The organism is Pseudomonas fluorescens (assembly GCF_012974785.1).
Taxonomy (GTDB): Bacteria; Pseudomonadota; Gammaproteobacteria; order Pseudomonadales; family Pseudomonadaceae; genus Aquipseudomonas; species Aquipseudomonas fluorescens_BT.
This window is the reverse complement of record NZ_CP027561.1, coordinates 2,120,343-2,142,619: the sequence shown is the minus strand read 5'-3', so window position 1 is coordinate 2,142,619 and position 22,277 is coordinate 2,120,343. Positions and strand designations below refer to the sequence as shown.

18 protein-coding genes and 1 tRNA gene are annotated in these 22,277 nt (G+C 59.8%); 6 read left to right on the top strand and 13 right to left on the bottom strand.

Going from position 1 to position 22,277, the window contains the following annotated elements:
* Window positions 1-36: 36 nt before the first annotated feature.
* A complete protein-coding gene (gene uvrB, locus C6Y56_RS09530; RefSeq protein ID WP_169429637.1) occupies window positions 37-2,052 on the bottom strand; it encodes an excinuclease ABC subunit UvrB in 2,016 nt (671 codons plus the stop codon).
* Window positions 2,053-2,388: 336 nt separating this feature from the next.
* Between uvrB and C6Y56_RS09525 the strand changes: the two genes are divergently transcribed.
* Window positions 2,389-3,585 carry an amino acid aminotransferase gene (locus C6Y56_RS09525; RefSeq protein ID WP_169429636.1) on the top strand — a complete coding sequence of 399 codons (1,197 nt, stop codon included), beginning with the start codon at window positions 2,389-2,391 and terminating at the stop codon, window positions 3,583-3,585.
* Window positions 3,586-3,696: 111 nt separating this feature from the next.
* Entirely contained in the window at window positions 3,697-3,897 is a 201-nt protein-coding gene (locus C6Y56_RS09520; protein WP_169429635.1) for a hypothetical protein, read from the top strand.
* Here the strand turns inward: C6Y56_RS09520 and C6Y56_RS09515 are convergent.
* Window positions 3,894-4,124: a hypothetical protein gene (locus tag C6Y56_RS09515; protein WP_169429634.1), complete on the bottom strand. Its 231-nt coding sequence runs from the start codon at window positions 4,122-4,124 to the stop codon at window positions 3,894-3,896. The genes C6Y56_RS09520 and C6Y56_RS09515 overlap by 4 nt on opposite strands.
* 228 nt (window positions 4,125-4,352) lie before the next feature.
* Between C6Y56_RS09515 and C6Y56_RS09510 the strand changes: the two genes are divergently transcribed.
* Window positions 4,353-4,428 (top strand) — tRNA-Asn (locus tag C6Y56_RS09510).
* Between the two features lie 121 nt (window positions 4,429-4,549).
* Here C6Y56_RS09510 and C6Y56_RS09505 read toward each other — a convergent pair.
* Window positions 4,550-6,070, bottom strand: a complete 1,521-nt coding sequence (locus tag C6Y56_RS09505) for a nucleobase:cation symporter-2 family protein (protein ID WP_169429633.1) — start codon at window positions 6,068-6,070, stop codon at window positions 4,550-4,552.
* Window positions 6,071-6,326: 256 nt separating this feature from the next.
* Here C6Y56_RS09505 and C6Y56_RS09500 point away from each other — a divergent pair, with 256 nt between their 5' ends.
* Both C6Y56_RS09500 and C6Y56_RS09495 read left to right on the top strand, forming a co-directional pair.
* Window positions 6,327-6,617 (top strand): BrnT family toxin, encoded by a 291-nt coding sequence (locus C6Y56_RS09500; RefSeq protein ID WP_169429632.1) that lies wholly within the window; start codon window positions 6,327-6,329, stop codon window positions 6,615-6,617.
* Window positions 6,614-6,943: a BrnA antitoxin family protein gene (locus C6Y56_RS09495; RefSeq protein ID WP_169429631.1), complete on the top strand. Its 330-nt coding sequence runs from the start codon at window positions 6,614-6,616 to the stop codon at window positions 6,941-6,943. The genes C6Y56_RS09500 and C6Y56_RS09495 overlap by 4 nt, the downstream gene beginning before the upstream one ends.
* 3 nt (window positions 6,944-6,946) lie before the next feature.
* Here the strand turns inward: C6Y56_RS09495 and C6Y56_RS09490 are convergent, their stop codons facing one another.
* The 4 genes from C6Y56_RS09490 to C6Y56_RS09475 all read right to left on the bottom strand — a co-directional run bounded on the left by C6Y56_RS09490 (window position 6,947) and on the right by C6Y56_RS09475 (window position 11,245).
* Entirely contained in the window at window positions 6,947-7,774 is an 828-nt protein-coding gene (locus C6Y56_RS09490; RefSeq protein ID WP_169429630.1) for an arylamine N-acetyltransferase family protein, read from the bottom strand.
* Window positions 7,775-7,875: 101 nt separating this feature from the next.
* Window positions 7,876-8,670, bottom strand: a complete 795-nt coding sequence (locus C6Y56_RS09485) for an exodeoxyribonuclease III (RefSeq protein WP_169429629.1) — start codon at window positions 8,668-8,670, stop codon at window positions 7,876-7,878.
* Between the two features lie 114 nt (window positions 8,671-8,784).
* Window positions 8,785-10,227, bottom strand: a complete 1,443-nt coding sequence (locus C6Y56_RS09480) for a mechanosensitive ion channel family protein (RefSeq protein ID WP_169429628.1) — start codon at window positions 10,225-10,227, stop codon at window positions 8,785-8,787.
* A gap of 151 nt (window positions 10,228-10,378) precedes the next feature.
* Window positions 10,379-11,245, bottom strand: a complete 867-nt coding sequence (locus C6Y56_RS09475) for a pirin family protein (protein ID WP_169432612.1) — start codon at window positions 11,243-11,245, stop codon at window positions 10,379-10,381.
* A gap of 221 nt (window positions 11,246-11,466) precedes the next feature.
* Between C6Y56_RS09475 and dkgB the strand changes: the two genes are divergently transcribed.
* Window positions 11,467-12,270, top strand: coding sequence for a 2,5-didehydrogluconate reductase DkgB (gene dkgB, locus C6Y56_RS09470; RefSeq protein ID WP_169429627.1), 804 nt, complete (start codon window positions 11,467-11,469; stop codon window positions 12,268-12,270).
* A gap of 4 nt (window positions 12,271-12,274) precedes the next feature.
* On the opposite strand, the gene C6Y56_RS09465 is transcribed toward dkgB, so the two are convergent.
* From C6Y56_RS09465 to C6Y56_RS09440, 6 genes are all read right to left on the bottom strand, one after another.
* The gene (locus C6Y56_RS09465; protein WP_169429626.1) at window positions 12,275-15,496 is read right to left on the bottom strand and encodes an ATP-binding protein; all 3,222 of its coding nucleotides are present in this window, start codon (window positions 15,494-15,496) and stop codon (window positions 12,275-12,277) included.
* A gap of 11 nt (window positions 15,497-15,507) precedes the next feature.
* Window positions 15,508-16,134 carry a response regulator transcription factor gene (locus tag C6Y56_RS09460; protein ID WP_169429625.1) on the bottom strand — a complete coding sequence of 209 codons (627 nt, stop codon included), beginning with the start codon at window positions 16,132-16,134 and terminating at the stop codon, window positions 15,508-15,510.
* Between the two features lie 143 nt (window positions 16,135-16,277).
* A complete protein-coding gene (locus C6Y56_RS09455; RefSeq protein WP_169429624.1) occupies window positions 16,278-16,709 on the bottom strand; it encodes a chemotaxis protein CheY in 432 nt (143 codons plus the stop codon).
* Between the two features lie 144 nt (window positions 16,710-16,853).
* Window positions 16,854-17,570, bottom strand: coding sequence for an MgtC/SapB family protein (locus C6Y56_RS09450; RefSeq protein ID WP_085711975.1), 717 nt, complete (start codon window positions 17,568-17,570; stop codon window positions 16,854-16,856).
* A 54-nt stretch (window positions 17,571-17,624) separates the two neighbouring features.
* Window positions 17,625-20,324: a magnesium-translocating P-type ATPase gene (mgtA, locus tag C6Y56_RS09445; RefSeq protein ID WP_169429623.1), complete on the bottom strand. Its 2,700-nt coding sequence runs from the start codon at window positions 20,322-20,324 to the stop codon at window positions 17,625-17,627.
* A 496-nt stretch (window positions 20,325-20,820) separates the two neighbouring features.
* The gene (locus C6Y56_RS09440; protein ID WP_169429622.1) at window positions 20,821-22,158 is read right to left on the bottom strand and encodes a lysine N(6)-hydroxylase/L-ornithine N(5)-oxygenase family protein; all 1,338 of its coding nucleotides are present in this window, start codon (window positions 22,156-22,158) and stop codon (window positions 20,821-20,823) included.
* Window positions 22,159-22,277: the final 119 nt, after the last annotated feature.

Sequence of the window (22,277 nt, the reverse complement as noted above, 5' to 3'; positions counted from 1 at the left end):
GGGCTGCATTCCCACACAGAGCGTGGGAACGATCAGTCAGACGGCCAACAACCGCTCGCGCATTTTGGCAATCTCGTCGCGCATCTGCGCCGCCGCTTCGAACTCCAGGTCGCGGGCCAACTGGTACATTTTCTCTTCCAGTTGACGGATGCGCTTGGTGATCTCGCTCGGCGAACGCAGTTCGGCTTCGTACTTGGCGTTCTCCTCGGCGGCCTTGGCCATGCCTTTGCGCTTCTTGCTGCGCGAACCGGGTACGGTGGCGCCTTCCATGATGTCGGCGACGTCCTTGAACACGCCCTTCGGTGTGATGCCGTTGGCCAGGTTGAAGGCGATCTGTTTGTCACGACGGCGTTCGGTTTCGCCGATGGCGCGCTCCATCGAACCGGTAATGCGATCCGCGTAGAGAATCGCCCGGCCATTGAGGTTACGTGCCGCACGGCCGATGGTCTGGATCAATGAGCGTTCGGAACGCAGAAAGCCTTCCTTGTCCGCATCGAGAATCGCCACCAGCGACACTTCCGGCATGTCCAGGCCTTCACGCAGCAGGTTGATCCCCACCAGCACGTCAAAGGTGCCGAGGCGCAGGTCGCGGATGATTTCGACCCGCTCGACGGTGTCGATGTCCGAGTGCAGATAACGCACACGCACGCCGTGATCGGCCAGGTAATCGGTCAGGTCTTCGGCCATGCGCTTGGTCAGCGTGGTGACCAGCACCCGCTCCTCCACCGCCACACGCTTGGTGATTTCCGAAAGCAAATCGTCGACCTGGGTCAGTGCCGGGCGCACTTCGACTTGCGGGTCGACCAGCCCCGTCGGGCGCACAACCTGTTCGATCACCCGCCCGGCGTGCTCGGCTTCGTAGTTGCCGGGCGTGGCCGAGACGAAAATCGTCTGCGGGCTCACCCCTTCCCACTCGTCGAAACGCATCGGCCGGTTGTCCAGCGCCGATGGCAGACGGAAACCGTATTCCACCAGCGTCTCTTTACGCGAACGGTCGCCCTTATACATCGCGCCGACCTGCGGCACGCTGACGTGGGATTCGTCGATCACCAGCAAGGCGTCGGCCGGCAGGTAATCGTAGAGCGTCGGCGGCGCCGCGCCGGCCGGACGTCCGGACAGGTAGCGCGAGTAGTTTTCGATGCCGTTGCAGTAGCCGAGTTCGAGGATCATCTCCAGGTCGAACCGGGTGCGCTGCTCCAGACGCTGAGCCTCGACCAGCTTGTTGTTGCTGCGCAGGTATTCCAGACGTTCCTGCAGCTCGACCTTGATCCCCTCGATGGCGTCGAGCAGGGTTTCCCGGGGCGTCACGTAGTGGCTTTTGGGGTAGAAGGTGAAGCGCGGCAGCTTGCGGATGACCTCGCCGGTCAGCGGGTCGAACGCGGAAATGCTCTCCACCTCATCATCGAACAGCTCGATGCGGATCGCTTCGAGGTCGGATTCCGCCGGGTAGATGTCGATCACATCACCGCGCACACGGAAGGTCGCACGGGCGAAATCCATGTCGTTGCGGGTGTATTGCAGGTCGGCCAGGCGCCGAACCAGCGCGCGCTGATCGAGCTTGTCGCCGCGATCGACGTGCAACACCATTTTCAGATAGGTTTCCGGGCTGCCCAGACCGTAGATGCACGACACCGTGGTGACGATGATTGCGTCCTTGCGCTCCAGCAATGCCTTGGTCGCCGACAGACGCATCTGCTCGATGTGGTCGTTGATCGACGCATCCTTCTCGATGAAGGTGTCGGATGACGGCACATAGGCTTCGGGCTGGTAGTAGTCGTAGTAGGAAACGAAGTATTCGACGGCGTTATTCGGAAAGAACGACTTGAACTCGCCATACAACTGCGCGGCCAGGGTCTTGTTCGGTGCCAGCACCAGGGTCGGGCGCTGCACCTGGGCGATCACGTTGGCGATGCTGAAGGTCTTGCCCGACCCGGTCACACCGAGCAGGGTCTGGTGCGCCAGTCCGGCTTCGATGCCCTCGACCATCTGGCGAATGGCTTCAGGCTGATCGCCGGCTGGGTCGAATCGGGTGACGAGCTGGAATTCAGACATAAACACCTCTGGAATCGCGACGCTGGCGACCAATCGCCGCACCACGAGAAAGACCGCTAACGACCGATGTCGCGCAAGGAAAAACGAAGATTGTGCTGAATGTGGAGCCGATTGCCTCACCTTTCAAGGCAAACGTCCTACACCCGGTAAAGTCTCCGACAAGCCCATTCGACTAACGGTCGAGAAATAATCGGAAAAACTTACCTTAAAAGCCGAATCGCCTGTCGCCATTGATCGATGATGGCCTCTATACTAGCTCCCCGTTTGTGCACCGCTCTAGTGCATTCGGCTGGAGCGCCACACGTCCCTCCACTCTCCAATAGAGCTGCCGTAAAAATGAGCCTGTTCTCCGCTGTCGAAATGGCACCCCGCGATCCAATCCTGGGCCTCAACGAAGCATTCAACGCCGATACCCGGACCAACAAGGTCAACCTCGGGGTGGGTGTGTACTGCAACGAAGAGGGGCGAATTCCACTCCTGCGCGCCGTCATTGAAGCCGAAACCATTCGCGCCGCTCAGCACGCCTCGCGCGGCTACCTGCCGATCGACGGCATTGCGGCCTACGACCAGGCCGTGCAAAAGCTGCTGTTCGGCAATGATTCGCCGTTGCTGGCTGCTGGCCGCGTTGTCACCACTCAGGCCGTCGGCGGGACCGGCGCACTGAAAATCGGTGCCGACTTCCTCAAGCAACTGCTGCCCAATGCCGTTGTGGCGATCAGCGACCCAAGCTGGGAAAACCACCGCGCCCTGTTCGAAACCGCCGGTTTCCCGGTGCAGAACTACCGCTACTACGACGCCGCCACCCACGACGTGAACCGTGCCGGCCTGCTGGAGGACCTCAACGCCCTGCCGAACGGCTCGATCGTCGTGCTGCACGCCTGCTGCCACAACCCGACCGGCGTCGACCTGAGCCCGGCGGACTGGAACAACGTCCTGGAAGCGATCAAGGCCAAAGGTCACGTACCGTTCCTCGACATGGCCTATCAGGGTTTCGGTGACGGTATCGCCGAAGACGCCGCTGCCGTGCGTCTGTTCGCCGAGTCGGGCCTGACCTTCTTCGTGTCGAGCTCGTTCTCCAAGTCGTTCTCGCTGTATGGCGAGCGCGTCGGTGCACTGTCGATCGTCAGCGAATCGAAAGAAGAAAGCGCCCGCGTACTGTCGCAGGTCAAACGCGTGATCCGCACCAACTACTCCAACCCGCCGACTCACGGTGCAAGCGTTGTGGCCGCTGTATTGAACAGCCCGGAACTGCGTGCCCAGTGGGAAGCCGAACTGGCCGAAATGCGCCTGCGCATTCGCGGCATGCGCGAGCAGATGGTTGCTCTGCTGGGGAAAAAAGCCCCGCAGCGCGACTTCAGCTTCGTCGGTCGTCAGCGTGGCATGTTCTCCTACTCCGGCCTGACCACCGAGCAGGTTCACCGCCTGCGCAACGAGTTCGGCATCTACGCCCTGGACACCGGCCGCATCTGCGTGGCCGCGCTGAACCAGAGCAACATCGAAGTCGTGACGGACGCTATCGTTCAGGTCATCTGATCTGACGCGGCACTGAAAACGGGAAGCTTTCGGGCTTCCCGTTTTTATTTGTCTGAAGAAAAGCCGCAACACCCTCTAGACTGCACACAGACGATATTTCAGAGAACCAACATGAAAAACGATGACCTGCGCGCCGACCGTGATGATCTGGATGACTTCATCCCCCGCGTCCCGGCCAAGCGCGGCAACAACCTGGTGCTGCAAGTCGCGGCCGGGGTGTTTCTCGGTGGGCTGGCGCTGTGGCTGGTACAACTGGGCGCAACGATGCTGTACGCCAAACTGATGCTCGGCACCTTCACGTTCGGCGGTTAAGCCAGTTCCGTTGCACGCTGAGTCGCCGCATCGTCATAAACGACGTAAAGCGATTCGGCGACCTGGCTCTTGATAGCCTTGGTGCTTTCCAGGCCGAGAACAAAACCTTCGGCCTTGCCGCCTGCGCGATTCAGCTCTTCAGCCGTAGCGGCCTGAACGATCGCGTCGAAAAGCTTTTCCGCGTGAAGGCCAACGCCTTTGGGCAGGCTGATTTGTGCGGTGCTCATGCGAACACCTCGACAGGACAATGGGTGAGGATGGGACTATTCATGGCGCATACCTTTTCGGCGAATGGCCGGCAGCGCATGTGACCACTTCCGGGCGGCCATGGTAGACCTCTGCTACGGTTCTGGTAACCGCCAATCGCCGATAAACCGCCGCCCGTCCTGACCTTTCCAACAAATTTACATCTCGCGCTTGACTAGTCTTTTTAAATCAGTAACATACGCACCAATTCCGCAATAGCTCAGTTGGTAGAGCAAGTGACTGTTAATCACTGGGTCCCTGGTTCGAGTCCAGGTTGTGGAGCCAAATACAGAGCCCCTGAATCGAAAGATTCAGGGGCTTTTTTGTGGGCATTGAAAAAGTCAGCGCCATAAAAAGGGCCGATCAGTTTCGCAACTGATCGGCCCTTTTCATTCAACTACAACGGTCAGACGTGCTCGCTGCTCTTGGCATGTGCCTTCGGCGCGCCGTGACCGTGATCCGCATCCGGATCGATCACCGGCACTTCATTGCCGTCGCAGTCATGCAGCTTGCCGTCGCTGAAGTAGTCGCCTTCACGCAGCGCTGCCAGATCGCGATAACGCAGGGTCCGCTCTTCTGCCGCCGCGAACACCGACTGCTGATCCGAGTTACCCGCCGTAAAGTGGTTGAACGCCAGGTTCAGCAGGATCGCCATGATCGCCGAAGAGCTGATGCCCGAATGGAAAATGGTCGCGAACCAGCTCGGGAAGTGATCGTAGAAGTTCGGCGCGGCAATCGGGATCATGCCGAAACCGATCGAGGTGGCGACGATGATCAGGTTGACATTGTTGCGGTAATCGACCTTGGACAGCGTGCGGATACCACTCGCCGCCACGGTGCCGAACAGCACGATGCCAGCGCCGCCGAGTACCGAAGTCGGCACAGCCGCAATGACCCGGCCCATGAACGGCAGCAGGCCGAGGATCACCAGGAAGATGCCGCCGGTGGCCACCACATAGCGGCTCTTGATCCCGGTCACCGCCACCAGACCGACGTTCTGGGCAAAGGCGCTTTGGGTGAACGAGCCGAAGATCGGTGCAAACATGCTCGACAGCATGTCCGCCCGCAGGCCGTTGCCCAGACGTTTGGAGTCGACCTTGGTGTCGATGATTTCACCGACCGCCAGGATGTCCGCCGAGGTTTCCACCAGGGTCACCATGACCACGATGCACATCGACAGAATCGCAGCGAAGTGGAAGGTCGGCATGCCGAAATGGAACGGTGTCGGGAAGCCGAACATCGGCCCTTGAGTGACGCTGGAGAAGTCCGCCATGCCGAGGAACACCGCCAGCACCGTGCCGATCACCATGGCCAACAGGATCGACAGACGCGAGATGGTGGAGCTGCCGACCTTGCTCAGCAGCAACACCAGCACCAGCGTGACCGCCGCCAGACCAATGTTCTGCATGCTGCCGAAGTCAGGGGCATGGCTATTGCCGCCCATGGCCCAGCGTGCGGCCACCGGCATCAGCGTCAGGCCGATGGTGGTGATCACGATGCCGGTGACCAGCGGCGGGAAGAACTTGGTGATTCGCGAGAACACCGGCGTGATCAGCAAACCGATCAACGACGCGGCAATCACCGCGCCGAGCACCGACTGGAAGCCGCCCTCCCCGCCACTGCTGACAATCGCCACCATGGTGGCAACGCCAGAGAACGACACGCCCTGCACCAGCGGCAACTGACAGCCGAAAAACGGTAGACCCAGGGTTTGCAGCAACGTGGCCAGCCCCCCCGCAAACAATGAAGCAGCAATCAACAGACCAATGTCCGCCGGCGACAACCCGGCAGCCTGACCGATGATCAGTGGCACCGCGACGATACCGCCATACATGGTCAGAACGTGTTGCAGGCCGTAAGCCATATTCGCGCCGACCCCGAGATTCTCGTCCTCGGGCCGTTGGTGTGAAACATGGGGCGTTTTCATGATGGGGGGAGTTCCCTGGTTTTTGTTATGCACACACTGTATTCAAGAGTCGGGACAAATGTCCATATACTTGTATACAACTTGTCAGTCACATAATGGTTAGCCAGCCACTCAACCTTCTATCCCGCTGCTTTCATCACCCACAAATCCGGCAACACATCCCCAATCGAGTTCACGTTTTATCCGCCTAGGCTGAAGTGTTCACGGCGACCGACGGCGCGGTCGCACCCTTTTTTATACATATAAAGTATGCATAATGAAGTCATTCAAGATTCAGTTCGACAAAAGCAAGAATGCTGCCAACAAACTCAAGCACAGAGGGATCAGCCTCGCCGAGGCCGAACCGGTCTTCTACGACGACCGAGCACTGACCATTGAAGACAACGACCATGACGAGCAACGCTGGATCACACTCGGCAACGACGGCAAAGGACGTTTGTTGGTGGTTGCGTACAGTTACCGCGAACCGAATTTCGTTCGAATCATTTCCGCACGTGTCGCTACACCGAGTGAACGTCGCGAATATTTTCTGGAGGCTGACCTATGAAAGACGAGTACGACTTCTCTCAGGGCAAACGCGGCGCATTGGCGCCCAACAAGGGCAAGACCCGCATCACCATCATGCTCGATGACGCGGTCATCGAAGCCGCGCGCGAGGTCGCTGAAAGCGAGGGCTATGGCTATCAGACGGTAATCAACAACACCCTTCGCCATGCACTGCTCGACAGCCGGGGTGCAGCCGATGAAGTCGAGCATGCCGGCGGGCAATTCAAGAAAGGCATCACCGCCACCGACCTCAAGAGCCTTGAGAAAAAACTGTCAGCGGCCGTGAATGAAATCCGGCGGGTACTGGAGCCGGAAGCAAAACCATAGGTTTCAGGTTGGCTGAATCAAGCGCGCCAGCGCCTCCCGCGCACCAGGCTGGTGCGGCAAGCGCAGGCCGAATTCCCGTTCCAGCAATTCGATCAGCTCATCGACATCCGTCACCTCACGCCGCTCGCTCTCCATACCGATGCGATGGATGGCAAAACTGCCGTTGTTCAACGTGCGCCGCCAGCCGTCGCCGGTACGCGCGACCATCAGACGCTGGGCAAATGGCGAGTCCGGGTGAGTCGATACGTACCAGTTGCCGAGGGTGTAATCGATGTCTTCCTGGCGTTGCAGGTCGAACAGGTACATCGGCCGCCATTCGCCGGCGACCCTGGCCCGCAACATGTAGCCATCGGCCTGCACTTCGATGCGATACGGCTCGTGGGGTGTGGACTGCTCGGCTTCGGTATCCAGAATCAGCGGCGCGGTCGGGACCATGCCGCCAAAACCCACGTCGGTGATGTAACGCACGCCGTCGAGGGTCACCAGACTCAAACGGTGAGTCCGTGCCGTCCAGCTGCCTTCGGGCTGATTCATGACCACACGGCCACTGATGCCCCGCGCCTCGAACCCCAGTTCCAGCAACAAGGCCAGAAACAGATTGTTGAGTTCGTAGCAGTAACCGCCACGGGCATCGTTCAAGACCTTGCGCTGGATCGACACCAGATCGATCAGCACGGGCTCGCCCGAGAGGGTCGACAGATTCTCGAAAGGAAAGGCGCCGGTATGACGCAACTGCAACAGCCGCAGGGTTTCAAGGGTCGGTGCCGGGGGCGTGTCGAACCCCAGCCGTTGCAGATACTGTTTCAGATTCGCCAGGCGTGGCTCGCTCATTGCTCAGTCCTTATGCATGAAGACGCGGATCGCTGCGCCGATGGTCGCCATGTATACGGGATCCGGGCATCGAATCGACAATTGAATTAACCAATCACCGGCTAGCGTCTTTTACGCGAATCGATACGAATCCATGTCGGCGCGTGGTCGCTGGCATGCGGTTCGTTACGTACCCAGGCATCCACACCGGCCTCGTGCAGATAAGGGCTCAACGCCGGATTGAGCAGCAAATGGTCGATCCGCAGCCCGGAATTCTTCTGCCAGTGCTGACGGAAATAATCCCAGAACGTGTACAGCCGATCTTCGGGATACAGGTGCCGCAACGAATCCGTCCAGCCCTGATCCAGCAGGCGCTGATAGCACTCGCGGCTCTCCGGTTGCAACAACGCATCCTTGAGCCACGAACGGGTGTTGTAGATATCCAGATCGGTAGGCACCACGTTGTAATCGCCGGCCAGCACCACCGGGTGATCGCTGCTTTGCAGATCCCGGGCATATTTGATCAGACGCTCGAACCAGGCCAGTTTGTAGTCGAACTTCGGCCCCGGTTGCGGATTGCCGTTGGGCAGGTACAGACACCCCACCAACACCCCGTGCACCGCCGCTTCGAGGTACCGGCTGTGTTTATCGTCAGGATCACCCGGCAGACCGCGACGACTCTCCAGCGGTTGCGCATCGCGGGCAAGAATCGCCACGCCGTTCCATGAGGCCTGGCCATGCCAGATGGCGCCATAACCAGCGGCCTCCAGATCCGTGGCTGGAAACGCGCCGTCCACCATTTTGAGCTCCTGCAAACAGACGATGTCCGGCTGCTCGCGCCTGAGCCACTCCAGAAGATTCGGCAGACGGGCACGCAGGCCGTTGACGTTGAACGTGGCAATCCGCATTTTTTTCATCGTCCGTGTTCCTGCCATTGACCGATAAAAACTGTGACATCAGGCCCCCGCGACGCGCAGGTGCGCCAGAACCTCGAACAGAAACTCGCCGGATACGAACGCCGCTGAACCGTCTCAGGCGCGATGGCGCAGCCACTGCAGGAAGCCTCTTTTCGGTGCGGCTACCGGCGTTTCCTGAGTCAGCGCCTGCGCCTTGAGCAGGCGGAAATCGAGCAGCGCCTTCATCGCATCGTTGATGTCGTGACGGGCATCCAGGCAAGGCTTGAGATACGACTTCTCGATGCGATACAGGGCGCAGAACGTCTTGGCGGAAAAGTCGGCCGGCAACGAAGTATCGGAAAGAATCCCTGCCTCGCCGATCACTTCCCCCGGCCCCATGCGCCCTGATTCGAACGGAACGCCATGCCGGTTCAAAGTCACCGAGACCACACCGGACTCGATGATGAACAGATGGTCACTGACCTCGCCGCCCTCCAGTATGATCTCGCCGGCACGGAAAGTTTGCAGGGTCATGTTCTGGCTGAAGGTCTCTTTTTCTTCCTGACGCAGGGTCGAGAAGATCGGCGAGCTGTCGAGCAGCGCCCGTGGCCGCGAGAGATGGGCCGGGGCGGCAGGTTCATCACTCGACAACAGATTGACCCCGGACGCCTGCAAGTGTCGGTAAGCCAGATCGAACAACTGATTGCGCACCGCACGCTTCTCGCTCATCGAAGCCACGAAGCCGCTGATTTCGTACTCCGCGCCGGCACTGCTCGAGCTCTTCAACGCTACGCTTGGCGCCGGGTTGTCCAGCAACGGGCGACAGCCCTGCATCGCCCGCTCCAGTGCATCGATCACCGAATTCGGCCGAGCATGGGGGCTGACCTGCACGCTGACCGCAACACCGAACATGTTGCTCGGACGGCTGAAGTTGATGATCTTGGCCTTGGCCGCCAACGAGTTGGGAATCACCGCCATGCTTCCCTGGGAGGTTTGCAGGCGTGTGGCGCGCCAGTCGATGTCGGTCACCCGCCCTTCCGTGCCGTCGATGGAGATCCAGTCATCGAGTTGGTAGGGCTTGGTGGTGTTCAGGACGATGCCGGAAAACACGTCACTCAATGTGCTCTGCAACGCCAGACCGACGATGATCGCCAAGGCCCCGGACGTGGCCAGCACGCCTTTGACCGGCAGATCCAGCACATAGGCCAGCGCGGCAATGATGGCGATCAGGAAAATCACCGCGCCGAGCAGATCCTGCAACAGCCGTCCGGTGTGGCCGACCCGCTGCATCATCACCGCCCCGATCAACACCGTCAGGGTCCGTGCACCAAACAGCCACCAGCCGATCTGCAACCCGGTCGCCGCCAGATGCAACGGCACGTTGTCGGCCCACGGCGCCGGCTCCATCGGATTGAGGCCTTCGTTGAACAGCAGCACGCTGAACAGGCTGAAAATCAGCACCCGCACCAGCAGTTTCCACGCGCTGCCGTGGGAACTGATCAGGCGCCACAGACCAAGGTCGAGCAGGATCAGGATCAACGCGCAAAACAACGGATGATCGGTGAGCAGAGACAGCATCAAACAACTCCGACAGGGGCCAGTCGCGAGAAGATCGCACAGATTGGGCTTAGTGTAGGAGCAATTGATTTGGCGCGATGAGTGCTATTTGGCAGGTACTGAAAAAACCGTGGGAGCAGAGCGTCTCCCACGGCAACAAGTGAAACCCGGATCAGGCCGGCATGCGACCGAAACGACCCGACTGAAAGTCGACAAAGGCCTGGTGAATTTCCTGCTCGGTGTTCATCACGAACGGACCATGACCGACAATCGGTTCATCGATCGGCTCGCCACTGAGCAGCAACACCACAGCATCCTCGCTGGCTGCCAGAGTCAATTGGTCGCCATCACGCTCGAACAACGCCAACTGTCCTGCTCCCGCCGACTCCTGATCATTGATCCGGACCGAGCCACGCAGGACCACCAGCGCGGTGTTCCGGCCCTCGTGCAGATCAAGCGTCAGCAACTTGCCGGCATTGAGGCGCAGGTCCCAGACGTCGATGGGTGTGAAGGTCCGGGAAGGCCCCTTGTGACCGTCGAACTCACCCGCGATCAGGCGCAGGTTGCCGGCACCGTCCCGGAGCGCAACGTTCGGGATGTCGCTATCAAGAATCGTCTGGTAACCCGGTTCAGCCATCTTGTCTTTGGCCGGCAGGTTGACCCAAAGCTGCACCATTTCCAGGTTGCCACCCGTTCTGGCGAAATCTGAGGAATGAAACTCCTCGTGCAGGATCCCTGAAGCAGCGGTCATCCACTGCACGTCGCCCGGGCCGATCTTGCCGCCGCTGCCCGTGGAGTCGCGGTGCTCCACTTCACCGTCGTAGACGATGGTCACGGTCTCAAACCCGCGGTGCGGATGCTGACCGACCCCACGTCGTTCGGTGGTCGGGGTGAACTGCGCAGGCCCTGCGTGATCGAGCAGCAGGAACGGGCTGATGTGCTGGCCCAGGTTGTCGTAGGAAAACAGGGTACGCACCGGAAACCCATCGCCGACCCAATGGCCGCGAGGGCTGGTGTAGATACCGATGAGGTTTTTCATGGTGGTCTCCGAAATCAGGTTGTTCATGGACTGATCATAAATTCGCCATGTATTTAGCACTAGTCAGCCAAAACCGTTCTCATCGTTCTACGGGTAGAACAATGGCCTGTCACTGTGATTCGTGACTTTCAGTCAACAGTACTTTGCCCCGACAGCGGTTTTTCTCAAGGAAGCAGCAGCGGATACTCCCGCCCATTCCCACTGCAACCCTGGAGTCCTGTATGTCTGTTCCCGCTTTCGGTCTTGGTACGTTTCGCCTGCAAGGTCAGGTGGTCATCGATTCGGTGAGCACCGCCCTTGAGCTCGGCTACCGGGTCATCGACACCGCGCAAATCTATGAGAACGAAGCCGAGGTCGGCCAGGCCATTGCCGCCAGCGGTATTGCCCGCGACAAACTCTTCATCACCAGCAAGATCTGGATCGCCAACTTCACCAAAGACCGTCTGATCGAGAGCCTCAAGGAGAGCCTGCAAAAGCTGCAGACCGACTATCTCGACCTGACGCTGATCCACTGGCCGTCGCCGGAAGATCAGGTGCCGGTGGAGGAGTTCATGGGCGCCCTGCTGCAAGCCAAGCGTCTGGGCCTGACCCGGCAGATCGGTGTGTCCAACTTCACCATCGACTTGATGAAACAAGCCATCGCAGCGGTTGGCGCAGACAACATCGCCACCAACCAGATCGAGCTGCACCCGTACCTTCAGAACCGCAAAGTCGTGGAGTTCGCACAGAGTCAGGGCATTCAGATCACCTCGTACATGACCCTGGCCTATGGCGAAGTGCTGAAGGATCCGCTGATCGTACAGATCGCCGAGCGTCTGCAAGCCACCCCGGCGCAGGTCACCCTGGCGTGGGCGATGCAATCGGGTTACGCGGTGATTCCGTCATCGACCAAACGCGCCAACCTGCAAGGCAATCTCGGCGCCACCGCGTTGACCCTGAGCGAGGCCGACATGACGCTGATCGCCACCCTGGATCGCGGTCATCGCCTGACCAGCCCCAAAGGCATCGCGCCGCAGTGGGACTGACCGCTCAGGCCTGAAGTTGCTGCGCGAGGTCGTGCATGGCCACGCGCAGCGATTCGATTGCAACTTCCAGTGCAGCCTCGGGCTCACCGTCCCGACAGGCCTGTTCCAGTACCCGGCACGCCGAGACCACACGCTCGGCACCGATCATGTGCGCGCCACCCGTGACGTGATGAGCCAGATCCTTCAGACCCGCACGATCGCCTTCCCGACCGGCCTCATCCAGGCGTTCCAGGTCGGTGCGCAAACTGCTCAATACTTCCTCACGCAATTGCCCGATGAGCGGATTGTCTGCACCCGCCAGCCGCAACAGCGAAGTCAGATCGAAACCGGGCGATAGCTGATCCTCCGCTCCTGCGGCCTGTATTTCGCCGGAATCTGCGGCCATCAGCGCCCGGCTCAGTTCCCGCAGCAAAACAGGTTTGAACAGACAATCATCCATTCCGCAAGCCAGACATCGCTGTTTCTCTTCCATCTGCGCATTGGCGGTAAACCCCAGAATCAGACAAGGCGCCCTGCCCGTCGCCGCCTCTTCTTCGCGAATTGTTCGCGCCAGTTCATAACCGTTGAGTCCGGGCATGTTGATGTCGGTGATCAGTGCATCGAACGTTTGGCCGCGCCACAGATCCAGCCCCTGCTCACCACTCCCGATGTCGACAAAGCGATGCCCGAGTTCGCTCAACTGCCGACACAACAGCAAACGATTAACCGGGTGATCGTCCACCACCAGCACGTCCAGCGGCTTTACTGCCGTGACCGACGGCGTCGTGGCGTCCTTCTGAACCAGCGACTCGAGCACGGTCAGCTCCAGGCGCAGCATGACTTGTGTGCCACGTCCGAGTTCGCTGGTCATCCACAGATCGCCGCCCATCATCCGGCACAGGCTGCGGCTGATGACCAGCCCCAGGCCGGAGCCGCTGCGGGCCGTCGCCGGATGGCTGCCAACTTGCACAAACGGGCTGAACAAGCGTTGCTGATCTTCGGCGCTGATGCCCCGGCCGCTGTCTTCGATGACCACTCCCACGTCCACCCGCCCGTCCTGTTCGGTAAAAACCTGGCAGCGCAGACTGACCTTGCCTTGATCGGTAAACTTGATCGCGTTACTCAGCAGGTTCCACAACATCTGCTTGAAACGCAGGGCATCGAGCATCACCTCGACATTGCTGCGTTCATCCAGGTTTACGTGCCATGACAACTGCTTCTCCCGTGCCAGCCCTTCGAAAACCTGGCACACCGACAACACCACGTCACGCAGATTGACGCGTTCGGGAGTCAGCGACAGATGACCGGATTCGATACGTGCGATGTCGAGAATATCGCCGATCAATGCCAGCAGTTGCTGCCCCGCAGAGGAAGCCACCTGAATCGCCGGACGATCGATCACACCTTCATCGGCATGTTTAAGCGCCAGTTCCAGCATGCCCAGCAAGGCATTCATCGGTGTACGGATTTCGTGACTCATGACTGCCAGAAATGTGCTCTTGGCCCGATTGGCGTCGTCCGCCGCGTCCTTGGCTTCCTGCAGTTGAAGCAGCCATTGCTGGCGCTGGCGAATCTGCCGGCGCTGAAAAGCGATCCAGCCCAACGCCAACAGCAATAATCCCGAAGCACCGGCGAATCCAAGCAGGATTTCCCGTCGATGGCGCTGCCAGTAACTGTCATCGGCAACGGCATCACGCCCCCAGCGCTCGACCAGAGCGTCGATTTCCTTCGGCGCAATGCTCAACAGCGCCTTGTTCAGAATCGAGTGCAGTGCCACCGCATCCGGCGCGGTGGCCAGCGCGATCCGGGCAGGCTGATCCCCCACCGTGCCGACAATCCGGGCTCGACCCCGGTACTGACGGGAAATCAGATAGCGAGCCACCATCAATGAGCTCAGCGTGGCGTCGGCTCGCCCGCTGACAATCGCTTCCATTCCGGCAGCCGGACTTTGTACTTCGACCATTCCGAGCTGCGGTACTCTTTCCCGCAGATAATCGCGCAACGGGTGACCGCGATAGATCGCCAGACGCTTGCCGGCCATGTCGTCCAGCGTTCTCACGTCTTGCGCCGACACGCCGCCGACCAATACGAACGGATTGTTCAGGTAAGCCCGGGAGAAACGCATTTCGAGTTCACGCTCGCTGCTCGGTGTCACCACAGGCAGCAGATCGAGTTTCCCGCTCTTCAATTGTTCGATCTGTCGATCCAGTGACTGCCCCCGTACGATCTCGAACTTCAAACCGCTGCGCAGACTGATCAGACTCAACAACTGCGCCGTAAGCCCCTGAAATTTTCCTTCGCCATCAAAGAACGTCAGTGGGGCGAAATCCTCGATCGCACCGACCCGCACGCTCGGATGCCGGTCGAGCCACGCCTGTTCACTGCTGCTGAGACTTACCCGCGCTTGTCCCGTCATGTCCGCACGCCCGGCACTCCAGCGCAGCTCCATGGCCAGGCGCTGCTCCATGGGAATCGCCAACAAGGCCTTGTCGACCAGACGTTTCAAGTGTGGACTGCTGCGAGTCAGGGCAAAAGCGAAAGGGTTGGCGTCGAGGCCCGAAGGGCCGGCCAGTTGCAGGTCGTTGTGGAAGTTGATGTTGATCAGATAGCTGGCGCTGATGAAATCGCCGAGGTACAGGTCATCCCGCCCGAATGCCACGGCGCCGAGGGCATCGAGAATCGAGCGATAACGCTGCAAGGTGGCTTGCGGGTAAACCTTTTCGATGGTCGAAGCCGGCAGGTAGTCTTCCACCATGGCAATGCGCTTGCCTGCCAGATCATCGGGCAACGGCTCGTCCAGCCGGGTCACCCACATCGGCTGATCTTCGGCGTAGGCACGGGACAGCATCAGGTCGGGATCGGCAATCTCATAGTTGTTCGAGGTCCCCAGCAAGTCCAGTTCCCCGGACTTGAGCGCGGCCATGGCGGCTTCGCGATCGGGGTAGCACCAGACCTCGATCCGGACATTCAGCACCTGTGCGATCGCGTCGGCGTATTCGGCCGTGAGGCCTTCCAGTTCGTGTCTGTTGCGGGTCAGTTCAAAGGGAGGATAGTCCGGCCCGGAGGCGCCGATGCGCAAAACCGGGTGTGCCCGGAGCCACTGCCGATCCTGCTCGTCGAGACGTAACTGCACACCCTCCAGCCGGGTGCGGGAGATGATTTCCAGTTTTTGCGCAGTCCCGGCTGCCTGCACTGCGTTTGCCAAAATGAAGATCAACAGAAGAATGAATCGCAGCGGCCTCATCATGGGGCAGCCTCTCACAGCAGATGGTTGCGTCTGGCAAACTCTCGCAACAACACCAGTGAGCCGATCCCGAGCTTCAGCATCAGGCGAGTCTTGTAAGTACTGATGGTTTTGTAGCTCAGGTTCATCTCCAGGGCGATGTCCTTGTTGGGCTTGCCAAGCGCCAATTGCACGAGAATGTGTAATTCGCGATTGGATAATCGTTCGATCTGCTCTCGCTCGTCACTGTGCACACCGCAATGACCTGCGCTGACCTGAGGCAATTCCTGAAAATAGCTGTAACCCGAACGGACAGCCTTGATCGCACTCTGCAACTGTTGCAACTCGGCAGACTTGGCCACAAAAGCCATCGCACCTGCACGTCGGCAACGCGCCAGGTAGCTGTCGGGGTCGGCCGATGAAAAAATCACGATTTTGCAGACCAGCCCGAGCGCATTGATCCTCTCCAGCACTTCAAGACCGCCCATGCCCTTGAGCTTCAAATCGAGCACGATCAGTTTCGGCGCGTGTGCACGGATCATCGGCACCACTTCAACGCCACTCGAAGCGACATGAATCGATTTATAGCCCAGTGATTCCAGAACCATTCTGACGGCGCCGACGACCACCGGATGGTCGTCGACGATCAATGCTGAATCCATGACCACTCCCGGGCGAATACATGACGATGACGCCACCGATCTTGCATGAACGGGACTACTGGTAGCTGCGCTACGACTGTTACACGGAACGCATGGCGAAACACCTGTCAGACCTGACAGTTGCGCCATCGAGCGATTTGTGATCAAGCGTGCAATTGCGCGAGGGATTTTGCCGGGCACCTGCACGATGAATGCTCACGTGAAGCATCGACGGATGCCATCAATTGTGAGATGGCACTCATTGAGGGCAGCGCGGCGTTGCAGGTGGTGATCTTTGGCCGAAAATATCCGGGAACATCCGACGCGTTCACCGCTTCGCCATAGACCAGTGCATGCCGGACCTGCGCCAGATCGAACAGGAATCCGTGCAGATCCGGCATTCCACCTGCCAGTTGAGAGTCAGTCACCAATACATCGAACGGCTCGCAGCCGTAATCGATCAGCGACAGCAGTTCGGAGAAGTTCTGCACCGGTGCAATGCGGTAGTAATCGAGGGCATTGAACATCCGCTCGATCTTCATCCGGTGAAAATGCCGGGTGTCGGCGATCAAAATACGCAAGGTTTTGTCGGCCATCGTGGAAGTCTCGTCAGTCGCTTCAAGTGGCGGCAAGACTACCCAAGCATCGAGGCATGCTCTGTAGGACTATTCCGAAAATGACCGTCACTCATCCGGCTGACGGTCACCCTTGCCATTGCCCGACGACGGGCGTTCGCTTGGTTATTCCGTGGTACTCGGACTCCAGAACGCCTGCACCACCAGGTTCGAAGTTGAAATCCGCTTCACCAGCGCGTCCAGTTCATCGCCGTCCACCGAGGTGGTCGCCAGAGTCGCTTCGATCTCGATTTCATCGGCACCGAAGGCATGTACATCGACATCGCTGGCCGGGTAGTTGCTGCGCTCGAGCTCGGCCTCAAGCAAGGCGAACACGGCCGTCTGCTGCGAGCGCCGGGCTATCACGTAGACGATGTTGGTGACTTCCGCCGAGACTACATCCAGCGGCTGACGGTTGATGTTGTTGACGATCGGCCGCAGCAAGGTATTCGCGGCGAGCACGAACAAGGTGCCGAGCACGGCTTCGGCCAGCAGGTCGGCGCCGGCACAGGCGCCTACCGCTGCCGATGTCCAGAGTGTGGCGGCGGTGTTGAGGCCGCGTACGTTGCCTTCTTCGCGCATGATCACACCGGCGCCAAGGAAACCGATGCCGGACACCACGTAGGCGACCACCCGGACCGCACCTTCCGCCCCGCCGAGCCGGTTGGCCATGTCGACGAAAATCGCCGCGCCGACTGCCACCAGCACGTTGGTGCGCAAACCCGCCGTGCGTTGCCGGTACTGGCGCTCGAAACCGATCAGGCCACCGAGGATGAAGGCTGCGCTGAGGCTGACCAGGGTGTCGAGCAGCGAATCGAGGTTGATGTTGTTGATGGCTTGCATGTTGAACTCCTTGAAACCGCCCCCCTTGCTCCCACAAGGGGGGAATCTTTCCTGTTACTGCCAGCCGAAGCGACGGATGTAGAAGCCTTTCACGGCTTGGGTCAGTGCCATGTACGCCAGCAGGATCACCGGCAGGAACACGAAGTACATCGACGGCAGCGCCTGCAGTTTGAAGTAGTGCGCCAGCGGCCCCATCGGCAGGAAGATGCCCACGGCCATGATGATTGCGGTCATCACCAGCAACGGCATGGCCGCGCGGCTTTGCAGGAACGGAATCTTCGGCGTGCGGATCATGTGCACGATCAGCGTCTGGGTCAGCAGCCCGACCACGAACCAGCCGGACTGGAACAGGGTCTGGTGATCCGGGGTGTTGGCATCGAACACGTACCACATCAAGGCGAACGTTGTGATGTCGAAGATCGAACTGATCGGGCCGAAGAACAGCATGAAGCGCCCGACATCCCCTGGCTGCCAGCGCTGCGGCTGTTTCAGCATCTCGTCATCGACGTTGTCGAACGGGATCGCGATCTGCGAAATGTCATACAGCAGGTTCTGCACCAGCAGGTGCATCGGCAGCATCGGCAGAAACGGAATGAACGCACTGGCCACCAGTACCGAGAACACGTTGCCGAAGTTCGAGCTGGCGGTCATCTTGATGTACTTGAGCATGTTGGCGAAGGTCCGACGCCCTTCCAGTACGCCCTCCTCCAGCACCATCAGGCTCTTTTCCAGCAGGATGATGTCGGCCGCTTCCTTGGCGATGTCCACCGCGCTGTCCACGGAAATACCGATGTCCGCAGTGCGCAAGGCCGGTGCGTCGTTGATGCCGTCGCCCATGAACCCGACCACGTGGCCGTTGCCCTTGAGGATGCGCACGATGCGTTCCTTGTGGGTCGGTGTCAGCTTGGCGAACACGTTGGTGGTTTCCACCGCCACTGCCAGTTGCGCGTCGCTCATGCGCTCGATGTCGTTGCCCATCAACAGGCCTTGCTGGGCAAGACCCACTTCGCGGCAGATCTTGGCGGTCACCAGTTCGTTGTCGCCGGTCAGCACTTTCACGGCCACGCCGTGTTCGGCCAGGGCCTTGAGCGCCGGTGCGGTGCTTTCCTTCGGAGGATCGAGGAATGCCACGTAACCGATCAGCGTCAATTCCTGCTCGTCGCCCAGGCTGTAAGTGTCGCGACCTTCAGGCATCGACCGTGCCGCCACCGCTACCACGCGCAAGCCTTCAGCGTTGAATGCTGCTGTTACCTGACGAATTCTCGCCAGCAATTCATCGCTCAAGGCTTCGTCGACTTCACCGTGACGAACCCGGGTGCACACCGACAACACTTCTTCCACCGCGCCTTTGCAGATCAACTGATGCGGTTGGCCGTGTCCTTCCACCACGACCGACATGCGCCGGCGATTGAAGTCGAACGGGATCTCGTCGACCTTGCGATATGCCGTGCCGACCTTCAGCTCACGGTGGATCTCCACGTGTTCCAGCACCGCCACATCGAGCAGGTTTTTCAGGCCGGTCTGGTAGTAGCTGTTCAGATAGGCCATTTCCAGCACGTCGTCGGAGTCTTCGCCCCAGACGTCGACATTGCGCGCCAGGAAAATCTTGTCCTGGGTCAACGTGCCGGTCTTGTCGGTGCACAGGACGTCCATGGCGCCGAAGTTCTGGATCGCGTCCAGGCGTTTGACGATGACTTTCTTGCGCGACAGGAACACCGCACCTTTGGCCAGGGTCGAGGTGACGATCATCGGCAGCATTTCCGGGGTCAGGCCCACGGCAATCGACAGCGCGAACAGCAGCGCTTCGGTCCAGTCACCCTTGGTGAAACCGTTGATGAACAACACCAGCGGCGCCATGACGAACATGAAGCGGATCAACAGCCAGCTGACTTTGTTCACGCCTTGCTGGAACGAAGTCACCGCGCGATCAGTCGCCCCGACCCGCAGGGCCAGCGCACCGAAGTAGGTGTTGTTGCCGGTGGTGAGAATCACCGCCACCGCCGTGCCGGACACCACGTTGGTGCCCATGAACAGGATGTTGTGGAGTTCCAGCGGGTTGCGCGTATCGCGATCCGCCTGACGGGGGAATTTCTCTACCGGCATCGATTCACCGGTCATCGCCGCCTGGCTGACGAACAGATCCTTGGCGCTCAGCACCCGGCAATCGGCAGGAATCATGTCACCGGCCGAGAGCACGATCAGATCACCCGGCACCAGTTGCTTGATCGGCAGTTCGATACGCGGTTCGTCCCGGCGCATCACCGTGGCGGTGTTGCTCACCATGGCCTTGAGCGCATCGGCGGCCTGGTTGGATTTGCTTTCCTGCCAGAAGCGCAGCAGAGTCGAGAGCACCACCATGGAGAAGATCACGGTGGCGGCTTTCAGGTCATCGGTCAGCCACGAGATCACCGCCAACAAAGTCAGCAGCAGGTTGAACGGATTTTTGTAGCAATGCCACAGGTGGGTCCACCACGGCAGCGGTTGCTCGTGCTCGACTTCGTTGAGGCCGTGCTGCGCCCGCAGCGCATCGACTTCAAAATCCGTGAGGCCGTCGGTGTGCGTGCCGAGGTTCGACAGCAGCACGCCGCTGTCGCAATGGGCGGCGTCCACCAGCGTATTGGCCAGGGTGGGTGGCACTTCACGGCTGACCGTGGTGTCTTTGAGGGTTTCCAGCAACGCCAGGCGACGGAAGTGCCGGGCGATGTGGCGTGTACGCAGGAAGCCTGCGAAAAATTCCTTGAGCGTAAGTTTCATGGCTGTTGCCCCTATGGTCAGCCGGGAAACCGTCGAGCAGGTACGTCCAGCCCTCTTGCACCGAAAAACCGGCACGGCAAGGGTTGGCGCGCCAGTCAAAAAAGACAGGCGTGTCGATAGGGCTGCGATTGCGACGAAAAAGTCGAAACCACGCTCTTTTCAGCGTCGATGAGAAGGACTTCGGGACAGGGTCTCAACTGACCATGATCGGGATGCCGCTGCTCGCTGTTCGGCGAGACAACGGCACAAAGGAATGCGCGTTATCTTGCCGAGAATCTGCCGGTTACAAGGACCGGCCGACAACTGTCACTCGAACAAGTACCCACTGTGGGTCTCCGCTATTGATGAAAACGCGCGAAGCTTACGCCCCGATGTCTGGAGAGTAAACCCGCAAAAAGAAGTGTGTCGGGGAATGTGGCGGGTGTTCAGGAAGGGTTCAGGATTGCCTTCAGGATCGTTCCCACGCAGCGTGGGAACGATCAGGCTGAAAGGACGATCAGCTGGCGGTGGCCAGCAACAGATCCATCACCGAACGGCTGTGCCCACGGTTTTTTCCGTGCTCATACAGCGAGCCGGCAATTTCGTCCGCGCGGATCGGCAGGATCGACAACAGCGTATCGCTCAGACCATGGCTGGCCTGGCAGAAGCCCTGCATGTACAGACCGGCCTTGCAGCGCTCGTCGGTGATCAGTTTGTAGTTGCGATCGACCTCGAAGTCACCCAGGTACTCTTCCAGCGGCGCCAGCAGTTTGCGGTGCATCTGACGCTCGTAACCGGTGGCCAGCACCACGGCGTCGTAGACACGCACGGTGACTTCACCGGTGGCGTTGTTGCGCACCGCCAGTTCGATGCCGCGTTCGGTGGCGGTGGCTTTCTCGACGGTGGTCAGGGTGCGGAACGCATGACGCGCAACACCGGAGACTTTCTGACGATAGAAGATGCCGTAGATGCGCTCGATCAGGTCAATGTCCACCACCGAGTAGTTGGTGTTGTGGTACTCGTTGACCAGACGCTCACGCTCGCTGCTCTTCTGCTGGAAGATCAGGTCGGTGAATTCCGGCGAGAACACTTCGTTGACGAACGGGCTGTCGTCCGCCGGTTTCAGGGCCGAGCCGCGCAGGATCATGTCGACCTGCACCGACGGGAACGAATCGTTCAGGTCGATGAAGGCTTCCGCCGCGCTCTGACCACCGCCGATGATCGCAATGCTCATCGGTTTGTTGTTCACGCACGGCTGCCTGGCCATCTCGGCCAGGTACTGCGAATGGTGGAATACCCGGGCATCGCCCTTGAGCGCCTTGAAGGATTCAGGAATGCGCGGCGTACCGCCGGCGCTGACCACCACCGAACGCGCAGTGCGGACGAATTGCTGGCCGTCCGTCCCACGGGAAATCACCCGCAGCGCTTCGACCTGATGGTTGTGCAGCACGGGCTCGATGGTCAGCACTTCTTCGCCATAACGGCTCTGTTCGGTGAACTGCGCGGCGACCCAGCGCAGATAGTCGTTGTACTCCATGCGGCATGGGTAAAAGGTGCCGAGGTTGATGAAGTCCACCAGACGACCGTGATGCTTGAGGTAATTGACGAACGAATACGGGCTCGTCGGATTGCGCAGGGTCACCAGATCCTTGAGGAAGGAAATCTGCAACTCGCTCTGAGTCGACAGGGTGTTGCCGTGCCAGCTGTAGGTCGGTTGCTTGTCGAGAAACAGCACATCCAGCTCGCCCAGGGTCGGGGCTCGCTCCTGCAGAGCGATGGCCAGCGCCAGGTTCGAAGGGCCGAAACCGACGCCGATCAGGTCGTGAACGATGGGCGATGCAATTGCCTGTGTCATTTCCAGTGTCCTCTGGATGAACCCCCCGAACAGCGCGGAGGAAGAGCTTGGGTGACCGGCCGGCCCGGAGCAGGACAGCAGGTCGTCTGTTGAGTAGGAACGAGGACAGTGAAATAAAA